We start from the raw sequence: 4,693 nt of genomic DNA, 5'->3' as shown, positions 1-4,693 counted from the left end.
CCCCCGAAAAGCACCGTCAATCCGTCCCACAGATCTGCCGAGGAACACCGCATGACCGCGTCCCGCACCGACTCCAGCACCGTTTCCCGTACCGACTCCCGCGCCGCCTCCCGCCCCGACGCGGAGACCGTGCGCCGGCTCCCCAAGGCCGTCCTGCACGACCACCTCGACGGCGGTCTGCGCCCCGCGACGCTCGTCGAGCTCGCGGGCGAAATCGGCCACACCCTCCCCGCCACCGACCCGGACGCGCTCGCCGCCTGGTACTACGAGGCCGCCAACTCCGGCGACCTGGTCCGCTACATCGCCACCTTCGAGCACACCCTCGCCGTCATGCAGACCCGCGAGGGCCTGCTGCGGACCGCCGAGGAGTACGTCCTCGACCTCGCCGCGGACGGCGTCGTCTACGGCGAGGTGCGCTACGCCCCCGAGCTGATGCTGAACGGCGGGCTCACCCTGCCCGAGGTCGTCGAGGCCGTGCAGGAGGGCCTGGCCGCCGGCATGGCGAAGGCCGCCGCGGCCGGTACGCCCGTGCGGGTCGGCACCCTGCTGTGCGGGATGCGGATGTTCGACCGCAGCCGCGAGATCGCCGACCTCGTCGTGGCGTTCCGCGACGCCGGTGTCGTCGGCTTCGACATAGCCGGTGCCGAGGACGGCTTCCCGCCCGCCGACCACCTGGCCGCCTTCGAGCACCTGCGCGCCGAGAACGTCCCGTTCACCATCCACGCCGGCGAGGCCCACGGCCTGCCCAGCATCCACCAGGCCCTGCAGGTCTGCGGCGCCCAGCGCATCGGCCACGGCGTCCGGATCACCGACGACATCGTGGACGGCAAGCTCGGCCGCGTCGCCGCATGGGTGCGCGACCGGCGGATCGCCCTGGAGATGTGCCCCACCTCCAACCTGCAGACGGGCGCGGCCACGTCGATCGCCGGCCACCCGATCACCCGCCTGCGCGACCTGGGCTTCCGGGTCACCCTCAACACCGACAACCGCCTGGTCTCCGGCACGACGATGACCCGCGAGATGTCCCTGCTCGTCGAGGAGGCGGGCTGGACCCTCGGCGACCTGCGCACGGTCACCGTCAATGCGCTGAAGAGCGCGTTCCTCCCCTTCGACGAGCGCAACGCCCTGATCAGGGACGTGGTCCTGCCGGGTTACGGGATCTGATCCGGCCCGCCGTCCGGCTCCCGCGTCCCCAGCAGGGACATGAAGGCCCGCGCGGCCGGACTGGTCGCCTCCGGGGCGGGCAGCATCGCGACGGTCTCGTACGGCGTCTCGGTGTCGGCCTTGAGCGGGAAGGCGGGCAGGTCCGGCCTCTTCTGCGCGAAGTGGCGCGGCACGACGGCGATGCCCAGACCCTCCTCGACGAGGTCGAGGAGGCTGTGCACGTCGTTCACCTCCAGCGCGACCGTGCGCTGCACCCCCGCCGCCGCGAAGGCCGCATCGGTGGTGCGGCGCGGCCCCCAGTCCGGGTGGAAGTCGACGAACTCCTCGCCGCCCAGCTCGTACGGCGTGACCGGCCCGCCGACCGCCAGCCGGTGCGAGGGATGGCACAGGACGGTCATCGGCTCGCGGGTCAGCGGCAGGCAGCGCAGCTGCTCCGTGTCGGCGCGGGTCGTCACCGCGAACGCCAGGTCCAGGCGGCCCGCGGCGACGTCCTCGGCGAGCGCGCCCGAACCGGCCTGCCGCAGCCGGATCTCCACGTCCGGGTGCTGCCGGCGGAACCCGGCGAGCAGCGGGGCCACGTGCACCCCGGCGATGCACTGCTCGGTGCCCAGCGAGAGCGTGCCGCGCAGCACGCCCTGCACGGCGGCCACCGCGTCGTGGGCGGCCCGGACCTGCGCCAGGATGCGCTCCGCCTCGGTCAGCAGGGCCCGCCCCGCCTCGGTGAGGGTGACCCGGCGGGTGGTGCGGACGAACAGCGGGGCGCGCAGCTCGCGCTCCAGCGCCCGGATGGAGGCGGACAGCCCGGACTGCGACACCATCAGGCGTTCCGCCGCCCGGGTGAAGTGCTGGTCCTCGGCGACCGCGACGAAGTGCTGGAGGTGGCGCAGTTCCATGATTGAGAAGCGTATCCGCTGAATCCCATCCGATTCTCCTGTTGGACCGCTGTCGACCGGCAGGCGAGAGTGGACACCGGTCCACTCCGTACCGACCCCTCTGGAGAACGCGTTGTACACCGCACACACCGACCGTTACGCGGACATGCCCTACCGGCGCACCGGACGCAGCGGCCTGAAGCTGCCCGCCTTCTCCCTGGGCCTGTGGCACAACTTCGGCCCCGACCGGCCGGTGGACACCCAGCGGGCGATCCTGCGGCGCGCGTTCGACCTGGGCGTCACGCACTTCGACCTGGCCAACAACTACGGCCCGCCGCCCGGCGCCGCCGAGTCGGCCCTCGGCGAGGCGCTGAAGGCCGACTTCGGCCCGTACCGCGACGAGCTGGTCATCTCGACCAAGGCCGGCTACCTCATGTGGCCCGGCCCGTACGGGGAATGGGGCTCCCGCAAGTACCTGCTGTCCTCGCTCGACCAGAGCCTGGACCGCATGGGCCTGGAGCACGTCGACATCTTCTACTCGCACCGCCCCGACCCGGAGACTCCCCTGGAGGAGACGATGGGCGCCCTGCACTCGGCCGTCCAGCAGGGCAAGGCGCTGTACGTCGGCGTCTCCAACTACTCGCCCGAGCAGACCCGCGAGGCCGCCCGCATCCTCGGCGAGCTGGGCACCCCGCTCCTCATCCACCAGCCGCGCTACTCGATGCTCGACCGGCGCCCCGAGGAGGAGGGGCTGCTGGACACGCTCGACGAGCTGGAGGTCGGGTCCATCGCCTACTCGCCGCTGGAGCAGGGCCTGCTCACCGGCCGCTACCTGGACGGCATCCCGGAGGGTTCGCGGGCCGCGAGCGACAGCCCCTTCCTCAGCAGGGACAAGGTGACCGAGGAGCTCGTCGCCGACCTGCGCGCCCTGAACGACCTCGCCGGGTCCCGCGGCCAGTCGCTGGCCCAGATGGCGCTGGCCTGGGTGCTGCGCGGCGGCCGGGTCACCTCCGCGCTGATCGGCGCGAGCAGCCCCCAGCAGCTGGAGGACAGCGTGGCGGCCAAGGGCAACCTGGAGTTCTCGCCGGACGAGCTCGCCCGGATCGACGAGATCGTGCAGGGGGCCACCGCCTGAGCGCTCCGCCGCCGGTCCCGGAGCGCCCTCCTCATGCCGGTGTCCTCACACCGCCGCCCGCACCGCACTGCGCACCCGTCCGGTGCGCAGGTACCCGCAGGACGCGTGGTTGTTCGGTGAGCGGTTGTCGACCGGGACGTCGGCGATCATCCTGGCCGGCGCCCGGAAGTCGTCGGCGAGCGTGGTGTCCAGCGTAACCAGGTCGAAGCGGTCGGCGAAGTTCATCCACAGCCTGACCGGTGCGGGGATCCGCAGGGGTTTGACCACGACGTCCTGGATCTCGGTGTAGCCGAGCGGCGAGCCGAGCGTGACGAACAGCGGGACCGGCCTCCCCGCGAAGCGCGGCTCGCTCAGCACGTCGTAGGCGACCACCGTGCCCAGGCTGTGGCTGATCACCACCACGGGCCCGTCGACGGAGTCGAGAGCGGTGCGCAGCCGCTCCCGGATCTGCTCCTTCGCCCGGGTGAAGAAGTAGCGGTTGGCGTCCGGGATGAGCCGTTCGAGCAGCTGCCGCAGCAGGAAGCGCCGCAGCGGTCCGGGCAGCGGCAGCAGCTCGGTGGAGACCGCGGCGGCCCCCGCCCCGGGCCCGGCGACGGCCAGGGCGGTGGGCGCCACCGGCGCCGCGGCCCGTACGGCCATGCTGAGGGTCAGCGACAGGGCGAAGGCCTGCTGCTCGGCCGTCATCGCCCCGAAGTCCTCCGCGGCCTCCGCCGCCTCGGCCGCCGCCGTCTCAGGGTCCGGCGCCGTGCCGTCGGTCAGGGCGTCCGAGACCAGCGCGGCGAGCGCGCCGTCCGCCCCGCAGGCGTCGGCCGTGATGGTGCCCGGGCGCCGGTGCAGCAGGTCGGCGTAGTGCACCATCCGCGTCCGGCCCGCCATGTCCTTCCCGAACAGGTCGTCGTCCCAGGCCCGTTTGAGGTCCTCCGCCGCAGGCTTGTTCCCCGCCCCGTGCACATAGAGCACGGAGACGGTGTCCGTCGTGTTCCGCATGTGTACCTCCCCCGAGGTCGCCGCTCCCGGACGTCCCCCGTCGCGGAGCGGTCTGCGGTGAGGGTCCTGCGGTACACGGCCCTGGTCAAGCCGTGGCGAAGGGGAGCGGGCCGGTCCGTGACCCGCTCCCCTCCGCCGCACCGTCACGCCGCCGGGGCCGTCGATCGCCCCACGGGCGAGGGCCCGCGAATATGCCAGGAGAGTGGCCGGAAAGGCATGGTGACACTGTGTCAGGAGGGGTGATACTCAAAGGTCCGGACCCATCGCAGAAGGACAGCGGAACAGCGCCACGCGCACACCGGAACGAGCCGCGGGAGAGAGGCCGGCAGCCGGACAGCACATGCGAGGGGGAGCGATCGTGCACGACGAGTTCCTGTGCCACGTCACCGCGTACGGAGTCTGCGGCGGAATGTGGGTCGGTGTACCGCTCGGCACCTACCGGGCGCCCACCCTGGCCCTGGCCATGTGGTGGCTGCGCGACCGGGCGTCCTGGATCGCCGAACGCCTGGACCCGGACCCCGGCGCCCCCTACTTC

Annotated in this window: 4 protein-coding genes; 2 read left to right on the top strand and 2 right to left on the bottom strand. The window is 72.7% G+C overall.

The features are described from left to right. Positions 1–51 precede the first annotated feature (51 nt). Positions 52–1,164, top strand: a complete 1,113-nt coding sequence (locus FGF04_RS30865) for an adenosine deaminase (protein WP_188114301.1) — start codon at positions 52–54, stop codon at positions 1,162–1,164. Here the strand turns inward: FGF04_RS30865 and FGF04_RS30860 are convergent. Further along, positions 1,152–2,057: a LysR family transcriptional regulator gene (locus FGF04_RS30860; RefSeq protein WP_149514664.1), complete on the bottom strand. Its 906-nt coding sequence runs from the start codon at positions 2,055–2,057 to the stop codon at positions 1,152–1,154. The two genes, FGF04_RS30865 and FGF04_RS30860, sit on opposite strands and share 13 nt — an antisense overlap. Positions 2,058–2,169: 112 nt before the next feature. On the opposite strand from FGF04_RS30860, the gene mgrA reads away from it, so the two are divergent. Continuing rightward, complete coding sequence (gene mgrA, locus FGF04_RS30855; RefSeq protein WP_149514663.1) at positions 2,170–3,171, top strand: L-glyceraldehyde 3-phosphate reductase; 1,002 nt, start codon at positions 2,170–2,172, stop codon at positions 3,169–3,171. A gap of 45 nt (positions 3,172–3,216) precedes the next feature. On the opposite strand, the gene FGF04_RS30850 is transcribed toward mgrA, so the two are convergent. Beyond that, the gene (locus FGF04_RS30850; RefSeq protein WP_149514662.1) at positions 3,217–4,158 is read right to left on the bottom strand and encodes an alpha/beta hydrolase family protein; all 942 of its coding nucleotides are present in this window, start codon (positions 4,156–4,158) and stop codon (positions 3,217–3,219) included. Between the last annotated feature and the right edge of the window lie 535 nt (positions 4,159–4,693).

It is taken from the genome of Streptomyces apricus (assembly GCF_008369065.1).
GTDB lineage: Bacteria > Actinomycetota > Actinomycetes > Streptomycetales > Streptomycetaceae > Streptomyces > Streptomyces apricus.
This window is presented reverse-complemented; position numbering and strand designations above follow the sequence as displayed.

What these genes read in the sequence shown, in the direction of transcription:
- FGF04_RS30865 (WP_188114301.1), top strand. Translation starts at nt 52, where the DNA reads ATGACCGCGTCCCGCACCGACTCCAGCACCGTTTCCCGTACCGACTCC.
- FGF04_RS30860 (WP_149514664.1), bottom strand. Translation starts at nt 2,057, where the DNA reads ATGGAACTGCGCCACCTCCAGCACTTCGTCGCGGTCGCCGAGGACCAG.
- FGF04_RS30850 (WP_149514662.1), bottom strand. Translation starts at nt 4,158, where the DNA reads ATGCGGAACACGACGGACACCGTCTCCGTGCTCTATGTGCACGGGGCG.